Source organism: Streptomyces sp. NPDC088147 (assembly GCF_044741565.1).
Lineage (GTDB): Bacteria > Actinomycetota > Actinomycetes > Streptomycetales > Streptomycetaceae > Streptomyces.
Window position 1 is genome coordinate 494,587 of the sequence record NZ_JBIUSY010000004.1, and the last position, 19,693, is coordinate 514,279.

The following is a 19,693-nucleotide window of genomic DNA, read 5'->3' on the forward strand; positions in this document are numbered from 1 at the left end:
GCCAGAGCAATGGGGAAATCTCTGGACAGCAGGCTCGTTGTGCATAACTTGCCCACTCCGTAGAGTGACGATCAGGGCGAATCGCGGGCATCTGTCGGTCGCTTGCGCGGGAAGCGGACCTCATTCCGGTCCATCTTGGCGGCGAGCGCCACGAGCGGGTCGATCCCCAGCACCTCGCAGAACTGGAGCAGATAGGCCAGCACATCGGCGACCTCGTCCGTGACCCGGTGGGCCGTCTCCGGGTCCTCCATCACCCGCGCCGACTGCTCGGGCGTCAGCCACTGGAAGATCTCCAGCAGTTCCGACGCCTCGACGCTCAGCGCCGCCACCAGATTCTTGGGGGTGTGGTACTGCTCCCAGTCGCGCGCCGCCGCGAACCGCGCCAGTCTGCGCTGCATTTCCGCTACATCGAGTTCCGTCACGGGTCCAGGTCTACCACCGTCACCCCGGCGGCCCCCCGCGCGCAGGAGGCGTCGCCGACCGCCCCGACCAGGCCGATCCTCCCCTCCGCGCACACCGACGAGGCCAGCGAGAGCAGTTCGCCCGCCTGCCGCCGGTCCAGGCTCCGGTCGAATCCGTCCGCGAGGACGGTGAGCGACCGCAGCCCGAGGGGCACCTCGGACGCCTGGTCCACGGCCAGCACGCCAGGACCGGTGAGCAGCACGAGCGCGAGCGCCAGATATCTCAGCTCGCCCTCGCCGAGCCGGCCGACGGGAGTGGCCGCCCTGACACCCGAGGAGTCACGGGCGAGCAGCGCGCGTACCGTACCGTCGGCGAGCCGCTCGACGGCGAGTTCGGTCACCGGCCCCGCGCATCCGGCCCGCGCCGCCGCGGCCAGCCGGGCCCGCCTGCGGGCGCAGCCGTCGCGCGAGCGGTCCAGCGTCCGGTCGAGGACCGCCGCCAGATTCTCGCAGCCACGGCGCAGCCGCCCCATTCCGGCGGCCACCGGATGCCGCATGAGCTGGGGCTGCGGATCGCAGACGAACACGGACCGCAGGGCCAGCACGGTCTGTTCCGCGGCGGCGAGCACCAGCGACTCGCCGGCCGTGCGGCCTCCCACCCGCAGCGGGAGCAGCGCCGTGCCCAGCCGGTCGTCGGGCAGCGGGGCCCGGGTCACCGGCACGGCGCCGGCCGTGTGCCAGGCCGCCTGGACCGTGGGCCGCCCCGGGTCGCGCAGCGCCGTGGTGAGCAGGGTCTGCCCGCGGCCGGTCAGCCGTTCGCCGACGATACGGAGTTCGGGCTCGGCCTGGACGGCGAGATCGAGCCGTACGGGACCGACCGGGCCGTCGACGGTGCAGCCGATCCGGAAGCCGCGCCGCCCCTGGGCGTCGGGCGCGGCCCGTTCCGGAACACAGGCGACCGGATCGGGGAAGACCGCGGCGAGGGGTACGCCGGCGCCGAGCCTGGCGAGCGCCTCGTAGGCGCGCAGCGCCGTGGACTTCCCGCTGCCGCTCGCTCCGGTGAACAGCGTCATGGGGCCCAGGGGAAAAGCCGCTCCGCGGTGCGAGGTGAAGGCGGAGAGCCGCAGTTCGGTGATGGTGGGACGCGCGCGGGTTGCTTCCATGGCCGGACCGTATGCGGCCCAAAAGCTGCCGAACCGTTACGCCTCGGCCACCTTCCTACGATCGGGGGACGACGTCCGCCGCGATCCCCTCGACCTCCGTGCCGATGGGGGCCAGCAGGAAGACGTTCTTGTCGACCCGGTGCATCCCGCTGCCGAGTCCGAAGACGACTCCGCTGCTGAAGTCCAGGATGCGTTTGGCCACATCGGGCTCCGCGCCGGTCAGATCCAGCAGCACCGGAATCCGCGCGATCAGATGGTCGGCGACCTCCCGCGCGTCCCCGAACACCTGCACCCGCAGCACGATGAAGCGCCGGTTCTCCGCCGTGAAGTCCTGGGAGGCGGTGCGGTGATCGACCCGTGAGGGCCATTCGTCGCGGCCGCGCAGCGGAACGACCTGGGCCAGGCCCTCCCACTGCTCATCGGTGGCGTCGTATCCGTCGTACCTGCCGTAGCGGCTCATCGGACCATCCCGCCCGCGCGTTGTGTCTGCATTCGGCCATCCTCCCGCGCCTCACCCGTTCGGCCCAACAGCGACACGGCCCGACGGCGACACGGTCCGGAAGCGGACCGGCTTCGCCGCCCAGGACCGGAAACCGCCGCCGACGCGCCACTGGAACGCCGGCAGAGCACAGCCGGAACGCCGCCGCAGCAGCACCGGAACGCCGACGGAGCACGGCCGGAGCCGCCGACGGGACCCCGCCCCCACGACAGCGAGTCCGCCTCGCCGGGGTCCCCTCCTCACACCACGCACCCATGGCATCAACGGGGCGTCACGGACTCCCTCTTCACCTCCAGGCCCGCCGGCGCCTCGATCTGCGCCGTACCGTCGGCCGCCACCGAGATGTCCAGGCGCCCGCCCGCGACGTCGAGACCCTCCACCGTCAGCGGCCGGTACGCCTCGGCGAACGCGGGCGCGACGGTCAGGGTGCCGCCGGGGACATCGGCCGAGAGCCCCAGCGCGGACTGGAGGACCATGACGGACGAGGCGGCGGCCCACGCCTGCGGCCGGCACGACGCCGGATAGGGCGAGGGCACCGAGTCGGTCGCCGAGCCATGACCGGCGAACAGCTCGGGCAGCCGGGCGTCGAAGCCCGCGGAGGCGGTGAGCAGCCCCGCGGCGAGCCCCGCCGCGGCGTCCGGGAACCCGGCCCTGGTCAGCCCGTGCACCGCGATCGCGGTGTCGTGCGGCCAGATGGAACCGATGTGGTAGCCGTACGGGTTGAAGCCCACGGAGTCGCTGCTCAGAGTGCGCAGCCCATGGCCCGAGTCGAGGTCGGGCGCGCTGAGCCGGGCGGCCAGCAGGGCGCTCTCCTCGTGGTTGAGCAGGCCCGTGCCCAGCAGATGCCCGAAGCCCGAGGTGACCGAGTCCACCGGCCGCTTGTCGCGGTCGAGGGCGACGGCCGGGTAGGCGCCGCGCTCGTCCTCCACCCAGAAGTGGCTGCGGAACCGGTCGGACAGCCGCTCGGCCCACTCCTCCCACTGATCGGCGCCGGGCCGGCCGAAGGCGCGCAGCAGCGCGGCGCCGCCGCGGGCCGCCTCGTACGCGTACGCCTGGACCTCGCACAGCGCGATCGGAGAGGTGGCGAGGCGTCCGTCGCGGTGCCGGATGGAGTCGCCGGAGTCCTTCCAGCCCTGGTTGGCCAGACCGCGTCCGGTGTGGTCGATGTACTTCAGGAAGCCGTCGCCGTCGGCGTCGCCGTGGTCACGCATCCAGGCGAGGGCGGCCTCGGCGTGCGGCAGCAGCTGTTCGACCTGGTCGGGGGCGAGCCCCCAGCGCCAGGAGTCGTGCAGCAGCGTGATCCACAGCGGGGTGGCGTCGACCGTCCCGTAGTAGGACGGCGGCAGCGAGAAGCCCTCGTTGAAGTCCTGGCTCCCGCGGCGCACTTCATGCAGGATCTTGCCGGGCTGCTCCTCGGTGTCCTGGTCCGTCCTGACGCCCTGGCGGCGCGCGAGCGTACGCAGCGTACCGGCGGCGAGTCCGGTGCCCAGCGGCAGCAGCATCCGGGCCGCCCACAGGGAGTCGCGGCCGAACAGCGTGAGGAACCAGGGGGCTCCGGCGGCCAGGAACTGGTCGTCGGGCGCCTCCGGGTCGGTGAGGCGCAGCCGGTCGAGGTCGGCGGCCGACTGGCTGAGCCAGTGGTCGAAGCGCCGGTCGGCGCTGCGCAGCACCGGGGTGCGCCAGGGGACGCTGTCCGCCGTGGGGGCGGGGAACTGGTCGCCGTCCTCGTGAGCGGCGTCACAGTGCAGAACGGCCGTCCAGACCGCTCCGGGCGCCAGCTCGATGTCGTACTCCAGCCGTCCGGACGCCGGGTCGACGGCGGCGGGCGCCGGGGTGGAGGTGAGGCGTACGGCGAACGCCTCCTTGGACCAGTCGAGTCCGCCGGCGGTGGCGGTCGCGGGAACCGGGCTCTGCGCGTGCCCGGTCTTGACGCGCTCCATCGCGGCGAGGTCGGTGGCGGCGGTGACGATCAGCCGGAGCCGGACGTTCTGCCGTCCCGCGTTGGAGACTTCGAGGGTCTCCTCCAGCCGCCCGGGGGTGACGCGCCGACGGCGGTGCAGGGTGACCGCCGGGTCCGGGGTCTCCTCGCCGAGGCCGCGCAGCACTCCGCGGAAGGCCGCCCGGTCCGCACCGTCGAAGGCTCCGCGTACCGGCGCGATCGCGATCCCGTCGGCCTCGACCGTCAGCCGGGCCAGCGCTCTGCTGTCGCCGTGGTAGAAGCCTTCGGCGCCACCGCCGATCTGCCCGTCCGCGTGGGATATCACGAAGCTCGGCGCGTACAGCGTCACACAGGCGTCGTGCAGGAACGGCTGGAGGCCCTCGGCCGAGGGGACCGCCGCTGCGACGGAGTTCATAGTGTCGTGGGTCTTGACAGTGGTGGACAACAGAGCAGAACCTCTCAGTCATTGGAGCGTTCCAAGAACCCTAACGACGACTTCAGCTCGTTGACAATGGCATTTGAACGCTCCAATCAACTCGTCGTTTCGCACAAACCGTTCCGGAGACCGTCATGCCCCGCTCCCCCAACGCGCCTTCGCCCAAGGCCGGTCCAGTGACCCTGGCCATGGTCGCGCGGCGCGCCGGGGTCTCTCCACAGACGGTGTCAAATGCCCTTAATTCGCCCGAACTGTTGCGTTCCGAGACGCTGGAGCGGGTCCAGCGCACCATCGACGAGATGGGGTACCGCCCGCACCGGGCGGCGCAGACGCTGCGTACCCGCTCCAGCAAGCTCATCGGCTACGGCATACGTCCCGCGCCGGGCAACTCGGCGCCGGTGATGGACCGCTTCCTGCACGCGCTGTCCCAGGCGGCCGACGAGGCGGGCTACCGGATCCTGCTGTTCGCCTCGCCGCCCGGCAACGCCAGTCTGGACGGGCACGAGGAGCTGATCGATCTGCACAGCGTCGACGGGTTCGTGCTCAGCGGCACCGACCGCGGCGACCCCCGTCAGACCTGGCTGGCCAAGCGCGGCATACCGTTCGTGGGCTTCGGACGGATGTGGTCGGGCCGGCAGATCGGCGACTGGGCGGATGTCGACGGCGCCTCGGGCACGGACGCCGCGGTCGAGCACCTGGTGGCCCTGGGGCATCGCAGAATCGCGTTCCTCGGCTGGCCGCGCGGCTCCGGTGTCGGTGACGACCGGGCCGAGGGCTGGCAGCGCGCCATGCGCCGGCACGGTCTGCCGGTACGCGGCCGGCGCGCGCAGAGCGTCGACGACACCGCCTCGGCGCGGGCCGCCGTGGCACCGCTCCTCGACACGGGGGCGACGGCCGTGATCGCCGCCAGCGACATGCTCGCGATGGGCTGCTACCAGGCGCTGCGCGAACGGAACGCCGCGCCGGGCAAGGACGTCGCCGTCATCGGCTTCGACGACTCCCCCACCGCGGCCCTGCTCTCCCCCGGCCTGTCCACCGTCGCCCAGCCGCTGGAAGCCGCGGGCCACGAGTGCGTACGCCTGCTGCTCGCCCGGATCGCGGAGCCCGGTGCCCCGCCCGAGCGTGTCCTGCTCGAACCGTCCCTTGTCGTCCGCGACAGCACACCCGCCCCGGGAAGCTGACCGCGCCGTCACCGCCCGGGGCGAAGAACGCTCCCGGGCCATCCCCGCACAGCACGCCCTTCCGGGCCGCTGAGCCGCTCGTTCCCATTACTTCTGGAGGAATTCATGGTCACCCGCACGGCCGCCGCCGCCGCACTCGTCACCTGCGCGGCGCTCCTGGCCGCCACAGGCTGCTCGTCCAACTTCGACAGTGGCAAGGACCAGGCACAGGACAAGGCCGAGAAGCAGAAGCTGACCGTCCTGATCGCCACCTCGGGTGACGCCGAGACCCAGGCGGTGAAGGCCGCGGCCGCCTCCTACGCGAAGAAGTCCGGCAACACGGTGACCGTCGAGGTCGCCAAGGACATGAACCAGCAGCTCGCGCAGGCCTTCGCCGGGCACAAGCCGCCGGACGTCTTCTACGTCAACTCCGACCAGTTCGCGAACTACGCCAAGGGCGGCTCGCTCTACGCGTACGGCGACCAGATATCCGACGCCTCGGACTTCTCCGAGCAGCTGCTCTCGTCGTTCTCGTACGAGGGCAAGCAGGTCTGTCTGCCCAAGGACACCTCCACCCTCGGTCTCGCCATCAACTCCGACCTGTGGAAGAAGGCCGGGCTGACGGAGAAGGACTACCCGAAGACCTGGAAGGAGCTTCAGAGCGTCGCGGACAAGCTCACCGCCAATGGCGTCACCGGCCTGGTGACCAGCGACGAGTACCAGCGCCTCGGGGTCTTCATGAAGCAGGCGGGCGGCTGGCTCACCGACGCGGACCAGAAGAAGATGACCGCCGACACCCCGGAGAACGCCGAGGGTCTCGCCTTCGTCCAGTCGATGCTGAAGTCGGGCTCGATGAAGTTCGCCAAGCAGGTGGACACCAGCTGGGGCGGCGAGGCGCTCGGCAAGGGCAAGGCCGCGATGACCATCGAGGGCAACTGGCTCGACGGCGGCATGAAGCTCGACTACCCGGACGTGAAGTACGCCGTCGCCCCGCTGCCCGCGGGTCCGAAGGGCGAGGGCACACTCGCCTTCAGCACCTGCTGGGGCGTCGCCGCCGACAGCACCCACCAGGCCGCGAGCGTCGACCTCGTCAAGCACCTGAGCTCCGCCGACCAGCAGCTCGCCTTCGCCGACGCGTTCGGTGTCATGCCGTCGCGGACGAGCGCGCTCACGACGTACGCCGAGAAGACCCCGCAGGCCAAGGCGTGGGTGGACGGCAGCGCGTACGCGCAGGGCCCGGTCACGATCGCCGGCTTCGACAAGGTGCTGAGCCAGTTCAACACCGACCTCCAGTCGCTGCGCACCGCCGACCCGAAGAAGATCCTCGCCGACCTCCAGCGCAACGGCGAACAGGCGATCGCGAAGGGCAACTGAGCCCCATGCCCCTCCGTACTGTGCGCGTGCCCCGCGCACACCGATCGACCGGCACACCGGGCGAACCTGACACGCCCGGCGTGACCGGTACGACCGCGACGGCCCGTGCCCGCGCCCCGCGCGCGGGCCGTCGCGGGGACCAGCGCAGGGAAGGCACCTGGGGCTGGCTGTTCGTCAGCCCCATGGTGCTGGTCCTCGGGCTCTTCCTGGTCCTGCCCATCCTGATGGCGCTGTGGGTGAGCCTGCTGAACTGGGACGGGCAGTCCAACCCGTTCAGCGGCGAGGCCGACTTCGTGGGCCTGGACAACTACCGGACGCTGTTCACGCAGGACGGTCTCGACCGCACCCTCTTCGCGACCGCCCTGCGCAACAACGCCTATTACGTCCTGCTGACCGTGCCCCTGCAGACCGGGCTGGCGCTGGGCCTGGCCCTGATCGTCAACCAGAAGCTGCTGCGGGCGCGTGGCGCGCTGCGTACGACCTTCTTCTTCCCGTCGGTCACCAGCTCCATCGCCGTCTCCACGGTCTTCCTCTTCCTCTTCCAGGGCAGTGGGGCCGTCAACTCCCTGCTGTCGTGGATCGGTGTGAAGGGACCGAACTGGTTCGCGGACCCGCGCGGGGTGCTCTCCCTGATCCTGGGCGGTCTCGGGATCGTCGATCCCGAACGGCCCTCCGGGATGCTGGCGGACCACTCCTTCATGGGGCTGTCGTGGTTCGAGTGGCTGTCCGGCCCCTCGATCGCGATGTGCACGATCATCCTGCTGGCCGTCTGGACGACCTCCGGCACCTTCATGCTGATCTTCCTCGCGGCGCTCCAGGACATCCCCCGGGAGCTGGAGGAGTCGGCCGCCCTGGAGGGGGTCAACCGCCGTCAGCTGCTGCGGTACGTGACGCTTCCCGCGCTGCGTCCCGTGCTGTTCCTGGTGCTCACCCTGGGGCTGATCTCCACCTGGCAGGTCTTCGACCAGGTGTATGTGATGGGCCAGGGCGCCCCGGGCAATACGACGCTCACGCCCGCGTTCCTGTCGTACTCCGCGGGCTTCGACAACGCGGACTTCGGGCAGGGCTCGGCGATCGCGTTCGTGCTGCTCGCCCTGATCCTCTGTCTGACCGCGTTCCAGCGCTGGGCCCTGCGGGAGCGCGGCGCACGTAAGGGGAGGAAGCGATGAGCGCCGGTGGTACGGCCGTACGCGCCCGCGTCGAGCGGGCCCGGCTCCGGCGCGCCGCCCGCAACCCGGCCCGCCCGCCGGTCCTGGGACGGTTCCCGGTCCCGCTGCGGGTGCTGGGGTACGCCCTGGTGGTGGGGGTGGCGCTGCTCTATCTGCTGCCGTTCCTCCTCCAGTTGGTGACCGGTTTCAAGACGGACCCGGACGCGGCGGCGCATCCGCTCTCCCTGCTGCCGACCACTCCGACGACGGCGGCCTACCAGCGGCTGTTCGGGCTGAGCGAGTCGGCGGACGGTGTGCCGTTCCTGCGCTGGCTCTCCAACTCGGCGCTGGTCGCGGTGATCGTGACCGCGGGCCGGGTGCTGTTCGACTCGATGGCCGGGTACGCGCTGGCGCGGCTGCGCTTCCGTGGCCGCTCGGTGCTGTTCGGCTTCGTGCTCGCCGTGATGGCGGTGCCCGGAGTGGCCCTGCTCATCCCGAAGTTCCTGGTGCTCAACACGTTCGGGATCTTCGACACGTACACCGGCATGATCCTGCCGCTGCTGGTGGACGCGGCGGGCATCTTCATCATGAAGCAGTTCTTCGAATCGGTGCCGCGCGAGGTCGAGGAGGCCGCGCGGGTCGACGGCGCGGGCGTGTTCCGGATCTTCTGGTCCGTCGTCCTGCCGATGGCCAGGCCCGCGCTGATCACGCTGACGATCCTGTCGTTCCAGGGATCGTGGAACGAGTTCACGCACTTCCTGGTCGCCACCCAGTCCGGTCAGTACGAGACGCTCACCACGGGTCTGGCCCGCTTCGTCTCGGGCGGTCTCGGCGGCGGCACGCAGTATCCGCTGAAGCTGGCGGCCGCGCTGCTCTCCACCCTGCCGGTGGCCGCGCTGTTCTTCTGCTTCCAGCGCTACTTCGTCAACGGCGCCAATTCGGGCGCGGTCAAGGAGTAGCGGCACACCGGAACACGGCCGGAGCCGGGCTCCGGCACTGCCCCGTCGCCTGGTAGGGCGACGGGGCAGTCGCGTATTGCGCCGAAGAGGTGAAACAGCCAGGGCTGTCGGGGATGTCCCACAATTCGGCGGCGCCCGCGTCGCGAATGTGTCGGTGACAGAGCGCGTACCCGCGGTGGTGCGGGCGCCGAGGAAAGAGGGGGCGTGATGGGCGCGGAGCACATCGACACCCGGCCGCTGGAACCCACGACGCGGGACGACATCATGGCGTTGCAGACCGCGGCGTCCCTGGAGAACCTCGCGGTGAGCGTCTACCGGACCGCCGCCGCGCTGCCGTTCATCAAGGACGGCAACGCGACGCTCCAGGAGTTCATCGCCACCACCACCCGGCACCACGAGGAACACGCCAAGGCGTTCAACACGGCCGCCGTCCAGGCGGGCGGGCAGCCGCAGACCGGGACCGACCCGAAGTACGCGGCCGTCGTCCAGCGGGCGCTGCCGGCCGCCAGGACCCCCGAGGACGTGATCGCGCTCGCCCTCTCGCTGGAGGACGTGGCCGCGCAGACGTACACCAGGAACGTGGGCGGGGCAGGCACCGCGCGACTGCGCCGGCTCTTCGCCTCCGTCGCCCCGGTCGAGGCCCAGCACCGCGCCACACTGCTGACCGTTCAGTCGCTGCTCGGCTCGGGCGACAGTGATCTGATCGGGATTCCGACGGACGCCGCCGCGCTGCCCGCCGCCGCCGGGACGGCCGGATTCCCCCACACCTTCTACCCGACCGGCAACGCCTCGCCGAACTCCGAAGGGGCCGTGCGGTGACGGCCGCGCCCGAGGGGACCGGCGGGGAACTGCCCGCTGCGGGCCCCGCCGACGAGGCCGGGGAGCACGGCCCCGGCCGCCGCGGGTTCCTGCTGGGGGCGGGAGGCGCCGGGGCCACGCTCCTGCTGGCGGCCTGCTCCGGCGGGAAGGACCTGTCCTCACGGTCGCCCGTCGACCAGGCCAGCGTGATCGCGCACCGGGTCGACTACCCCGGCGATCTGCGGACGGTCGCGCTGGCGGTCGCGCTGGAGAACCAGGCCGTGGGCGTCTACACCTCGGCGCTGGAGGCGGTCAGGGCGGGCAGGCTCGGGACCGTACCGCGCGCCCTGACGAGCTTCCTCACCCGGGCGAAGGCGCAGCACACCGACCACGCCAGGGCGTGGAACGCCGTACTGACCCGCGCCGGCAAGCCCGCCCTCACGGAGGTGCCGCTCTCCGACCAGAAGGAGATCACCGCCACGCTCGACAGGGCCACCAGCGCGGCGGACGCCGCCACGCTCGCGTTGCAGCTGGAGGAACAGGCCGCGCAGACCTATCTGATGGCCACCTACAGCGTGCACAGCACCTCGGAGATGAAGACCGCGGCCACGATCGCGCCCGTCGAGGCGATGCACGCCTCGGTCCTGCGCTTCATCCTGGGCGAGTACCCGGTGCCGGACGCGTTCCTGCCCGTCGACCGGGCAGCCAGAACGAGTCTGCTGACGGTGTGAGCGGGGGCTTGTCCGGCCGGGGGTGCGTGCCCCCGGCGGCGGGCAGCCCCCGGCTCCGGTGCGAGACTTGCTGACGGCTGTCCCGCCCACCAGGGATCACGGGGCGGCCCTCAGGCCCGTACCGCTCCGGAATCGAGACACCGCCTTGCCGTCCGCCCCCGCCGCCCGACCGTCCATGGCTCCACTGCTCGCGTCGGCACTGGCACTGGCTCTGGCGCTCTCCGGATGCGCCGCCTCCGACTCGGCGGACGGCTCCGGCGCCGCTCCTCCGCAGACCGGGGCCTCCTCCACCACCGATCACGCGGTACGCCCGCCCCGGGCGAACGACCCCTTCGACTACCAGCTCGGCGGCGCCTACGACCCGCCCGACGGGGTGCGGACGGTCATCAGGGACCGTACGGCGGCCCCGGATCCGGACCCCGGCATCTACAACATCTGCTACATCAACGCGTACCAGACCCAGCCGGACGCCGTGGCGTGGTGGCGGAAGAACCATCCCGACCTGCTGCTCCGCGACGCGGACGGTGCGACCGTCATCGACGAGGACTGGGCGGAACCGCTGCTGGACATCTCCACCGAGGACCGCCGCGAGCGGCTGGCCGGCATCGTCGGCGGCTGGATCGACGGCTGCGCCGACCGGGGATTCGACGCCGTCGAGGCGGACAACCTGGACTCGTATCTGCGCTCGGACGGCCTGCTCGACCGGGCGGAGGCCGCCGCCTTCGCCCGGCTGCTGGCCGGGCGTGCCCACGGGGCGGGCCTGGCGATCGGCCAGAAGAACGCGGCGGAGATGGCCGGGGTACGGGACGAGATCGGCTTCGACTTCGCGGTCGCGGAGGAGTGCGCGCGGTACGAGGAGTGCGACGCGTACGCGGACGCCTTTGACGACAGGGTGCTGGTCGTCGAGTACCGGCGGGCGGACCTCACCGCCGCGTGCCGGGAGTGGGGCGACCGGCTGTCCGTCGTCCTGCGGGACCGGGACGTCGTACCGGCCGGAGAGCCCGGCCATGTCAACGCCCGCTGCTGAAGGGCGACTTGGCCCCGGGACCGCCGGCCGCCGGCACCCCGCCCCGTCAGGCGTCGCGCCCCCGCTCCCGTCGCTGGGCCAGCAGCTCCTTGCGGCGCGCCTCCTCCTCGTTGAAGAGCGCCGCGAGCCGCTGTGTGTGCTCGTCGAGTTCGATGGGGGCGTCCTCGTCGTCGTCCTCGGAGATCAGCCCCTCCGCGACGGCCTGCTGGTGCTGCACCATCACGGGAGGCTGCGGGTCGGGGTCGGAGGGGCGCGGGCCCTCGGGGCCGTCCGGCCCGATGCGGACCAGGCGTTCGATCCGTACCACCCTGAACCGCCGTCCCTCCACCTCCACTTCATTGCCGCGCTCCGCGTCGAGCCGGTCCGCCGCTGCCGCGTACGGTGCGCGCCGGTCCGGTTCGAGGCCGAGCTGCCACGGGATCATGACGCGCAGCGCGACGGCGAGGGTGTCCCGCGCGCCCTGCGGTGTGGTGCACGTCCCGGTGGAGTCGGGCCGCCAGCGCCCGGACTCCTTCTCCGCCGTCATGAACGTCGCCGGAAGGAGGACCCCGCCGGGGTGCGTCCGCGCCGCGATCCGGGAATCGTCGCGGATCTCGTCGGGTACGGTGCCCGACTTGCGTACCAGCGAGAGCAGTTCGACCTTGAGGATGCCCTGGGACATACCGGTGGCGATGACGGGGTCGAAGACGAACCCGGCGGTGGGATCCGGGGCCTTGTGGGACTCGCCGGACTCCATGGGGTCGGGGTCGGTCGGGCGCGGGGGCTCCGGTCCGTCGGGTCCCGAGCGTACGTAGCACTCCGCGCGGGCGACCCGGTGGCGGACGCCGAGCACGGTCAGCTCGTCGAGGGTCTCCCACTCCATCCGCTCGGCGGCCCGCATGCACTCCTCGTATCCGGCCCGGTCACCGGCCTTCTCGCACTGCGCGGCCCGTCTGCGGAACTGCGAGCCCATGGTGTCGCGGCCGTCCTGTGGGGCCAGCCCCGAGAACGACGAGATCAGCTCCCAGCCGCCCGCCTCGCGTTCGCGCACCACTCCGAAGAGCGGTCCGCCCGCGGAGAGGATGTCCGGATAGCTCTCCCGCGCCCGCCATGCCTCCACATCGGCCACCGCCTCGACCGGCCCCTCCGGTCCTGACACCCGGATCGTCCGGTACGCGGGCACGTTCTCACCAAGCTCAGCCATGTCCATGAGCATGCCCGTACGGCCGGGGCGCACGGGGCGATTCCATGGAAAGAACCACCGACCGCGTGACACCGTGCCGTACCCGTACATACGTACGCCCATCCGGGCGGGCAGGGAGCCGAACCCGCGTACGGCTATCTCGGCCGGCGAAGGCGCCAGGGAAGTCTGAGTCCACGGCGGGCGGCCCATCGCGGCAGCGCGGGGCCGGAGAAACGGCCGCCGTACGGTCGCGGGCGGCCGGTGTCCGCGCCGGCGGCGCCGTCCGGCGCCGAGCCCGTGTCCAGCGGAGGGCGCAGGCCCTCCTTGTCGTAGCGGGTCGCGGCGATCGTCGCCACGAGCTGCTCCTCGGTGAACGTCTCGGAGCCCCGCACATGCGGGACGAAACCCACGAGGACGCCGTCCTCCACCACCTCGGCCCGCAGTCCGAGCACTCCGTCGATGTCCCAGATCGCCTCGCCACCCTCGGCGAGCACGATCTGCACCCCGCACTGGTAGACCCCCAGGTGCGCCAGATGGGCCATCACCCCGCGGGCCCGCAGCGACGACACGAGACGGCCGGCACGATCCTCATCCATCCGATGGCCATCTCCCTGTGCGGCAGCTTCTGGACGGATATGTCCTCTGGCACTCATGGTAGGCCGATTTCCGCGGAGGGCGACTTCCCGTTTTCCGCGGAGGGCGGCTTCCCGTTCTCTCCTGCCCCGCCGGACCGCACGGCGACCGACGGGGCCGGCGGTCAGCGCGAGTACTGCGGCGGTACGCGCCCGGAGGCCCAGCCGGAGACTTCCGGCTCGTCCAGCGAGCGGACCCAGAGGTCCACCAGCGCGACGGTCCGCGCGTCGGGCCAGGGGCCTACGCCCATGATGCGCATACCGGCCTGGTCCGCGGCCTGGATCCCGCAGTGGGAGTCCTCGATGGCCAGGGTGTCGGCCGGGTCGGCGCCGCAGAGTCTCGCCGCGGTGAGATAGACGTCCGGATGCGGCTTGGGCCGCATCTCGTCCTCGGGCACCACGATGTGCCCGAAGAGGTCGAGCAGGCCCGCGGTGTCGAGGCTGGATTCGACGACCTCGCGCGGGCAGTTGCTGGCGACGGCGAGCGGCGCGAACTGCGCTGCCATTTCGACGAGTTGACGTGCGCCGGGCATGGTCATGGGGTTGTCGGCGACCCGGGCGCCGAAGTGCGCGAGCAGCCGGTGGGTCATCTCCTCGCCGAGGTCCGGGCGCCCGGCCTCGTCCGCCATCAGGCGCCCGCATTCGCTGTAGTGGAGCCCTTTGGCCCGCTCCGCGAAGCCGGGAGCGGGGGTGAATCCGTACTCGCGCAACGCCAGAATGCGCGCGTCCTGCCAGTGGCATTCGGTGTCCATGAGAGTGCCGTCGCAGTCGAAGACGATGGCTGAGGGAGTCCAGGAAAGGATGCGTTGAGCTGTCATCCGCGTGCTTCCGTTCAGGAGTGCCCTAAAAGCGGCAGCGCTGGCCGCCGCAACGGTGCGAAACACCGCGGGCGTGTTGGTCACCCGTTGTCGGACGGGTGCGATCCCTGGCGGGCGCGGCCTTATGGAGAAGGCCAGTTCCGGCGACCGCCAGGAACATAACGATCGCTACGCTAGAGAGGACTACTCTCGGCAGTCAAGCGATTGCATTTAGTGTCTAAATCTGTTTATTGGTAGCGGAGGACTCCAAAGGCCTTCTGTTCGCCGTCCTGGAGAAAGCGGAAGACGCAGGTCGCGTGGTGCGGCACGCACAGAACGCGGGCGGCCGGGCTGTATTCGATGAAGCGCGCCGTTTTCAGCCGACCGGCGGTAGGCCGCAGCAGCCTTCCGCCGCTTTCGAAGGCCGCCGCCTGCCGGGCCGCCTCCAGTACGACCATGCCCGGGACGTGATCCGACGCGTGGTCGAAGAAGAAGGGATGCCGCATATCCGCGGGGTCCACCAGCAGGGTGGCGCCCTCGGTCCCGATCACGACATCGTGTGCGCCGGTCACCCCCAGCCGCCGGGCATCGGGGCGGGCCGGGGCGTCCGCGCGGGGGACGGACGGAGCGGCGGCCCCCGCGCGGCCCGCCCGTACGGTGCCGTACTGCTCGGGTTCGAGGAACCGCGCACCCCCGCCGGCCAGCGCGAAGAGTGCCCCGTCGGCCAGATAGGAGACCTGGAGACGCAGCCCGGTCGCGGATCCGTCCGGGGCGTGGCGCACATGGGCGACCCGCACCCGGCAGGTGACGCGGGTGGCACCGGAGGCCGCCCGCGGCTCGGACGCGGGGTCGAGGTCGAAGAACAGATCGGTGATGATCAGGCTCGCGGCGGGTGAGACCCCGAAATACCGCAGCGGAATGTAGATCCCGAGCTGACGCAGTGTCTCGACGATCATCAACGGGCTGTGCAGATCGGCGCCGTCGCGCGGAAACGTCGGATGAGAGCGGGGCCAGGAGGCGGCGGCTTCGAAATCGCCGTTTTCGGTCTGACGTACGTCGGTGAGCAGCACCTCCGCCACGGAGACGCGATGCACCATCTCGCGGTCGACGGTGCGCGACCAGGACAGCGGCCGGACTTCCCCGGCGATGTCACCAACCGATGTATTCATGCGATAAGAACATCGCAATTCTCCGGTACGCGCACCCCAGCCCGCCCCCGCCACACGCCGTCACGCCCCGCGTGAAAAGCCGCTACATTGCGTGCTGTCATTTAACGGAACGGGAATCCGGGGTACACGTGCAGGTTCGGGCGGAGCAGGTTCGGGCGAAAGCGACGCGCAGGTTTCTCCTGGAGGCTGCGGCACATTTGTTCGATGAGCGCGGCTATGCCGGTACCAGCATCAGTGATATCAGCGCGCGGTCCGGCCGTACCAGCGGGGCCATCTACTTCCACTACGCCAGCAAGGAGAATCTGGCCCTGGCCATTGTGGAGGAGCATTTCGCGACCTGGCCCGAGCTGATCGGCCGTTACAAGGCGGCCGACCGCCCCGCGCTCGAAAGGCTGGTCGCCCTGAGTTTCGATGTGGCCAGAGCTTTTCGCGACGATGTCGTCATCCGCGCCGGTTCCCGGCTGTGGGCGGAACGCGCGGCCATCGACGTCACGTTGCCCCGGCCGTTCGTCGGCTGGCTGGAGACGGTCACCGCGCTGCTCGAAGAGGCCCGCGCCGAGGGAGCGCTCGCCCCGGGCGTGTGTCCCGAAGTGGCCGCGCACGGACTGGTCTGCGCCTTCTTCGGGCTGCACACCGTCTCCGACGCCCTGGAGGGACGGCGGCAGATCGAGGAGGGCCTGTCGGATCTCTGGCTGCTGCTCCTGACCGCGCTTCAGACGGATCCCGACCCGGCGCTGCTGCTCGCGCGGGTGCGGGAACGGGAGCGCGCCGAGGGAACGGCGGACGAGCGCCGGGCGCGGTTCGGGGGCCGCGTACTCACCAAGAGCGGCTGAGCGCCCGGCCGCGCGTTTTCAACCAGGTCCCCCGTACGGCGAGTTGGGGCGCCGCCCGGTTCTCCCCGGGCGCTCAGGTCTCCTCGGGCGCTCAGTTCTCCTCGGGAGCTCAGTTCTCCTCGAAGTAGGCGTCCAGGACGGCGTCCAGCTCTTCCGTCCACTCCTTGAGCCGGTTCCTGCTGTCGGCCTCGACCTCCGCGTCGAACCAGCGGCGCTCCGACACATGCACCGTGACCGTGAACCGGCGCCCGAACCGCGGGGTCTTGATCTCGACCGCGCCGATCTCGTCCCACCAGAAGTCGGCCTCCTGGTCGTCCAGCCGGAACCGGACGCCCTCGCTGTTCGCGGTGATCGAGCCGCGCCGGTCGGCGGCCTCGAAGACGGGGCCGTCCTCGGCGGAGGCGTCCTCGGCGGAGGCGTCCTTGGCGGGGCCGTCGTCGGAGTCGTCGCCGCCGGAGGGGTCGTCACCGTCGGAAGAGGCGTCCTGCGAGGGGGCCTTCCCCTCCTCGGAGGCTTCCTTCGCCGCTTCGGCCGTGCCGGTGGCGCCGTCCGTGTCGAGGGCGGGCTCATCGGGGACGTCCTTCGCGGGGGCGTCCGAGGGGGCCACGCCTTCGGGCGCGCGCTCCTCGGTCTCCGCCCGCTCCGAGTCCGTCTCCGCTGTCCCGGCGGGGCGGGGGACCATGAGGCCGGGAACGTACGCCGGGTCTTTCCCCACGGCACGCTCGGGCCAGATATTCGAGTCTATGCGCTGCTCCACGTCCGGAAGTATGGACGAGAATCCTGTGCGAGCCCAGCCCGGCTCGCGTCCGGCCGCCCGCACGCGGCATCCGGCCGCTCGTACAGACGCACCTTGTTCGAACAGCAACTGCCCTCATCACATACCCTGTTACCGCTCGCGCCCACCCGCATCGCCCGAAACCGATGCCTCGTCGACGCGGGGCTCCTTCACCAGGTTCTTTCCCCGCCTCCACGCCATGGGAGCGTTCTATGACGGCCCAGACACCCAAGCCCTGGATCGACACGAGCAAGCCGCATCCCGCCCGTGTCTACGACTTTCTCCTCGGTGGCAAGGACAACTACGCCACCGACCAGGCGGTGGGGGCACAACTGCCGGCCGAGGCGAGGGCCGCCGCACGGCAGAACCGTGCCTTCATGCGCCGCGCGACCGCCTGGCTGGCGCTCAGCGGCGTCGACCAGTTCCTCGACATCGGCACCGGCATCCCGACCAGGCCGAACCTGCATCAGATCGTCCAGGAGATCAACCCGAAGGCCCGGGTCGTCTACACCGACAACGATCCCATCGTCCTGCGGCATGCCGAGGCCCTGCTGGTCAGTGCGCCGGAAGGCGCCACCGACTACATCCAGGCGGATGTCCGCGAGCCGCGGGCGATCCTGGAGCACGCCCGCGGTTTCCTGGATTTCAGCCGCCCGATCGCGCTCTCGCTCATCGCCCTCATGCACTTCATCCCGGAGGACGAGAAGCCCTACGACATCGTCGGGACCCTGGTGGAAGCCCTTCCCGGCGGCAGCTATCTGGTGCTCTCGCACGCCGCGTCCGATCTCTACCCCGAGCTGGTGGAACAGGTGGTCGCGCAGTACAAGCGGGGTGGCATCACGCTCGGCTTCCGTACCCGCGCGGGGGTGGCGCGGTTCTTCGAGGGCATGGACCTCGCCGAGCCGGGACTGGTCACGGCCCCGCACTGGTACAAGGACACGGCCGCGCCGACGGAAGAGGAGAGCGGCGGATACGACAGCGGTATCTACGCCGGAGTCGCCCGCATACGCTGACCCGACCGTTGTTCTGTCGCTCCGCCGCTTCCCACGTGCCGTCGTCGCGTCGTCGCGTCGTTCCGTGGAGATCGGCTCGTTTTGCCTGGGAGGGCGTGGTCCGGGGACACTGCGTGGTGCCGCAGATCCCCCCACCGTCCCGAAGGCAGCCTGACCGCTCATGCACGACCAGACCCCGCCCGACATCCCGGCCCGGACCGACACCGACCGGACGGACACGGACCGCACCGATACGGACCGCACGGATACGGGCGCTGCCGCGGCCACGGCCGCGGCGGCCACTCGGACACCGCTCGCCGGCGGGCTCAAGCAGCGCCATCTGACCATGCTCGGCCTCGGCGGGGTCATCGGCGCCGGGCTCTTCGTCGGCTCGGGGGCCGGGATCGCGATGGCCGGGCCCGGGATCGTCGTCTCGTATCTGATCGCGGGCGCGCTCGCGATGTGTGTGATGCGGATGCTGGGCGAGATGTCGGCCGCGATGCCGGCGTCGGGTTCGTTCTCCGTGTACGCCGAGCGCGCGCTCGGCCGCTGGGCGGGGTTCAGCGCGGGCTGGCTGTACTGGTTCCTGCTGGTCGTCGTCCTCGCGGTGGAGGCGACGGGCGCGGCGCAGATCGCGAACGGCTGGCTGCCCTCGGTGCCGCAGTGGGCGTGGGTGCTGGTCTTCATGGTGTTCTTCACCGGCACGAACCTCGCGGCCGTGAAGAACTTCGGCGAGTTCGAGTTCTGGTTCGCGGCCCTGAAGGTGTTCGCGATCGTCGCGTTCCTGGTGCTCGGGCTGCTGGCGGTCTTCGGCCTGCTGCCCGACACCGACCCCGTCGGCTTCACCCACCTCGCCGGGCAGGACGGCTTCCTGCCCGGCGGCTGGCAGGGCGTCATCTCGGGCGTGCTCGCCGTCGTCTTCGCCTTCGGTGGCCTGGAGGTGGTCACGATCGCGGCGGCGGAGTCCGACGACCCGGTGCGTTCGGTGTCCCGGGCGGTGCGCAGCGCGGTGTTCCGGATCCTGTTCTTCTACGTCGGTTCGATGCTGGTCATCGTGACGGTGCTGCCTTGGACGGCGCAGCGGGCCGGACTGAGCCCGTATGTCACCGTCCTCGACGCCATCGGTGTCCCGTCCGCCGCGCAGATCATGAACATCGTGGTGTTCGTGGCCCTGCTGTCGGCGCTCAACGCCAACCTCTACGGATCGTCCCGGATGGTCTTCTCGCTGGCCGAACGGGGTGAGGCGCCGACGTCCCTGCTGAAGGTGAGCGGCGGCGGTGTGCCCCGACGGGCGGTCCTCGCGTCCGTGGCCTTCGGCTTCGTGTCGGTGCTGCTCAATCTCCGATGGCCCGACTCGGTCTTCCTGTACATGCTCAACGCGGTCGGCGCGGTGCTTCTCTTCGTCTGGGCCCTGATCGCGGTGTCGCAGCTGCGGCTGCGGCGCCGTATCGAGCGGGAGGCACCGGAGCGGCTGGTGCTGAGGATGTGGCTCTTCCCCGGGCTGACCTGGGCCACGCTCGCCGCGATGGCGGTCGTCTTCGGCCTGATGCTGACGAATGACGCGGCGCGCCCGCAGCTGCTGTGGTCCCTGGGCGCGACGGCGCTCGTGCTGGCGGCGGCGGGGGTACGGGAGCTGCGCGCGCGGCGCGCCTGACCCGGGAGACGCGGGGACGCGGGACACGGGGACGGACGGGGAGA

At 71.2% G+C, this 19,693-nt stretch carries 19 protein-coding genes; 10 read left to right on the top strand and 9 right to left on the bottom strand.

All coding sequences use genetic code 11. From position 1 onward, the window contains the following. Window positions 1-71: 71 nt before the first annotated feature. The 4 genes from ACIOGX_RS17230 to ACIOGX_RS17245 all read right to left on the bottom strand — a co-directional run bounded on the left by ACIOGX_RS17230 (window position 72) and on the right by ACIOGX_RS17245 (window position 4,417). Window positions 72-422 (bottom strand): nucleotide pyrophosphohydrolase, encoded by a 351-nt coding sequence (locus tag ACIOGX_RS17230; protein WP_356511676.1) that lies wholly within the window; start codon window positions 420-422, stop codon window positions 72-74. Further along, complete coding sequence (locus tag ACIOGX_RS17235) at window positions 419-1,564, bottom strand: ATP-binding protein (protein ID WP_401914020.1); 1,146 nt, start codon at window positions 1,562-1,564, stop codon at window positions 419-421. Before ACIOGX_RS17235 ends, ACIOGX_RS17230 begins: the two co-directional genes overlap by 4 nt. 55 nt (window positions 1,565-1,619) lie before the next feature. Next, window positions 1,620-2,024: a cell division protein SepF gene (locus ACIOGX_RS17240; protein ID WP_356511679.1), complete on the bottom strand. Its 405-nt coding sequence runs from the start codon at window positions 2,022-2,024 to the stop codon at window positions 1,620-1,622. A gap of 299 nt (window positions 2,025-2,323) precedes the next feature. Continuing rightward, window positions 2,324-4,417: a glycogen debranching N-terminal domain-containing protein gene (locus ACIOGX_RS17245; RefSeq protein ID WP_356511681.1), complete on the bottom strand. Its 2,094-nt coding sequence runs from the start codon at window positions 4,415-4,417 to the stop codon at window positions 2,324-2,326. A 155-nt stretch (window positions 4,418-4,572) separates the two neighbouring features. Between ACIOGX_RS17245 and ACIOGX_RS17250 the strand changes: the two genes are divergently transcribed. The 7 genes from ACIOGX_RS17250 to ACIOGX_RS17280 all read left to right on the top strand — a co-directional run bounded on the left by ACIOGX_RS17250 (window position 4,573) and on the right by ACIOGX_RS17280 (window position 11,635). After that, on the top strand, window positions 4,573-5,619 hold the full coding sequence (locus ACIOGX_RS17250) for a LacI family DNA-binding transcriptional regulator (RefSeq protein ID WP_356511683.1): 1,047 nt from the start codon (window positions 4,573-4,575) through the stop codon (window positions 5,617-5,619). Between the two features lie 105 nt (window positions 5,620-5,724). Continuing rightward, entirely contained in the window at window positions 5,725-6,972 is a 1,248-nt protein-coding gene (locus ACIOGX_RS17255) for an extracellular solute-binding protein (RefSeq protein WP_356511685.1), read from the top strand. Between the two features lie 80 nt (window positions 6,973-7,052). Then, on the top strand, window positions 7,053-8,141 hold the full coding sequence (locus ACIOGX_RS17260) for a sugar ABC transporter permease (protein ID WP_356511687.1): 1,089 nt from the start codon (window positions 7,053-7,055) through the stop codon (window positions 8,139-8,141). Beyond that, window positions 8,138-9,079, top strand: coding sequence for a carbohydrate ABC transporter permease (locus ACIOGX_RS17265; protein WP_383964890.1), 942 nt, complete (start codon window positions 8,138-8,140; stop codon window positions 9,077-9,079). The genes ACIOGX_RS17260 and ACIOGX_RS17265 overlap by 4 nt, the downstream gene beginning before the upstream one ends. Before the next feature lie 207 nt (window positions 9,080-9,286). Further along, complete coding sequence (locus tag ACIOGX_RS17270) at window positions 9,287-9,898, top strand: ferritin-like domain-containing protein (protein ID WP_401914026.1); 612 nt, start codon at window positions 9,287-9,289, stop codon at window positions 9,896-9,898. Continuing rightward, window positions 9,895-10,608: a ferritin-like domain-containing protein gene (locus ACIOGX_RS17275; protein ID WP_401914028.1), complete on the top strand. Its 714-nt coding sequence runs from the start codon at window positions 9,895-9,897 to the stop codon at window positions 10,606-10,608. The genes ACIOGX_RS17270 and ACIOGX_RS17275 overlap by 4 nt, the downstream gene beginning before the upstream one ends. A 175-nt stretch (window positions 10,609-10,783) precedes the next feature. Continuing rightward, window positions 10,784-11,635, top strand: coding sequence for an endo alpha-1,4 polygalactosaminidase (locus ACIOGX_RS17280; RefSeq protein ID WP_401914031.1), 852 nt, complete (start codon window positions 10,784-10,786; stop codon window positions 11,633-11,635). 46 nt (window positions 11,636-11,681) lie between these two features. On the opposite strand, the gene ACIOGX_RS17285 is transcribed toward ACIOGX_RS17280, so the two are convergent. The 4 genes from ACIOGX_RS17285 to ACIOGX_RS17300 form a co-directional block, all read right to left on the bottom strand. Continuing rightward, window positions 11,682-12,818, bottom strand: coding sequence for a DUF5954 family protein (locus tag ACIOGX_RS17285; protein WP_356511696.1), 1,137 nt, complete (start codon window positions 12,816-12,818; stop codon window positions 11,682-11,684). A gap of 134 nt (window positions 12,819-12,952) precedes the next feature. Beyond that, on the bottom strand, window positions 12,953-13,393 hold the full coding sequence (locus tag ACIOGX_RS17290) for a hypothetical protein (RefSeq protein WP_383964877.1): 441 nt from the start codon (window positions 13,391-13,393) through the stop codon (window positions 12,953-12,955). 161 nt (window positions 13,394-13,554) lie between these two features. Continuing rightward, window positions 13,555-14,247: an HAD family phosphatase gene (locus ACIOGX_RS17295; protein WP_129773421.1), complete on the bottom strand. Its 693-nt coding sequence runs from the start codon at window positions 14,245-14,247 to the stop codon at window positions 13,555-13,557. A gap of 227 nt (window positions 14,248-14,474) precedes the next feature. After that, a complete protein-coding gene (locus ACIOGX_RS17300) occupies window positions 14,475-15,395 on the bottom strand; it encodes a ScbA/BarX family gamma-butyrolactone biosynthesis protein (protein ID WP_356511700.1) in 921 nt (306 codons plus the stop codon). 128 nt (window positions 15,396-15,523) lie between these two features. Between ACIOGX_RS17300 and ACIOGX_RS17305 the strand changes: the two genes are divergently transcribed. Continuing rightward, on the top strand, window positions 15,524-16,228 hold the full coding sequence (locus tag ACIOGX_RS17305; protein WP_356511702.1) for a ScbR family autoregulator-binding transcription factor: 705 nt from the start codon (window positions 15,524-15,526) through the stop codon (window positions 16,226-16,228). Between the two features lie 109 nt (window positions 16,229-16,337). On the opposite strand, the gene ACIOGX_RS17310 is transcribed toward ACIOGX_RS17305, so the two are convergent. Next, window positions 16,338-16,985, bottom strand: coding sequence for a hypothetical protein (locus tag ACIOGX_RS17310; protein ID WP_401914036.1), 648 nt, complete (start codon window positions 16,983-16,985; stop codon window positions 16,338-16,340). Window positions 16,986-17,215: 230 nt separating this feature from the next. Here ACIOGX_RS17310 and ACIOGX_RS17315 point away from each other — a divergent pair, with 230 nt between their 5' ends. Beyond that, on the top strand, window positions 17,216-18,016 hold the full coding sequence (locus ACIOGX_RS17315) for an SAM-dependent methyltransferase (RefSeq protein WP_401767302.1): 801 nt from the start codon (window positions 17,216-17,218) through the stop codon (window positions 18,014-18,016). 325 nt (window positions 18,017-18,341) lie between these two features. Continuing rightward, complete coding sequence (locus ACIOGX_RS17320; protein ID WP_356511967.1) at window positions 18,342-19,649, top strand: amino acid permease; 1,308 nt, start codon at window positions 18,342-18,344, stop codon at window positions 19,647-19,649. Window positions 19,650-19,693: the final 44 nt, after the last annotated feature.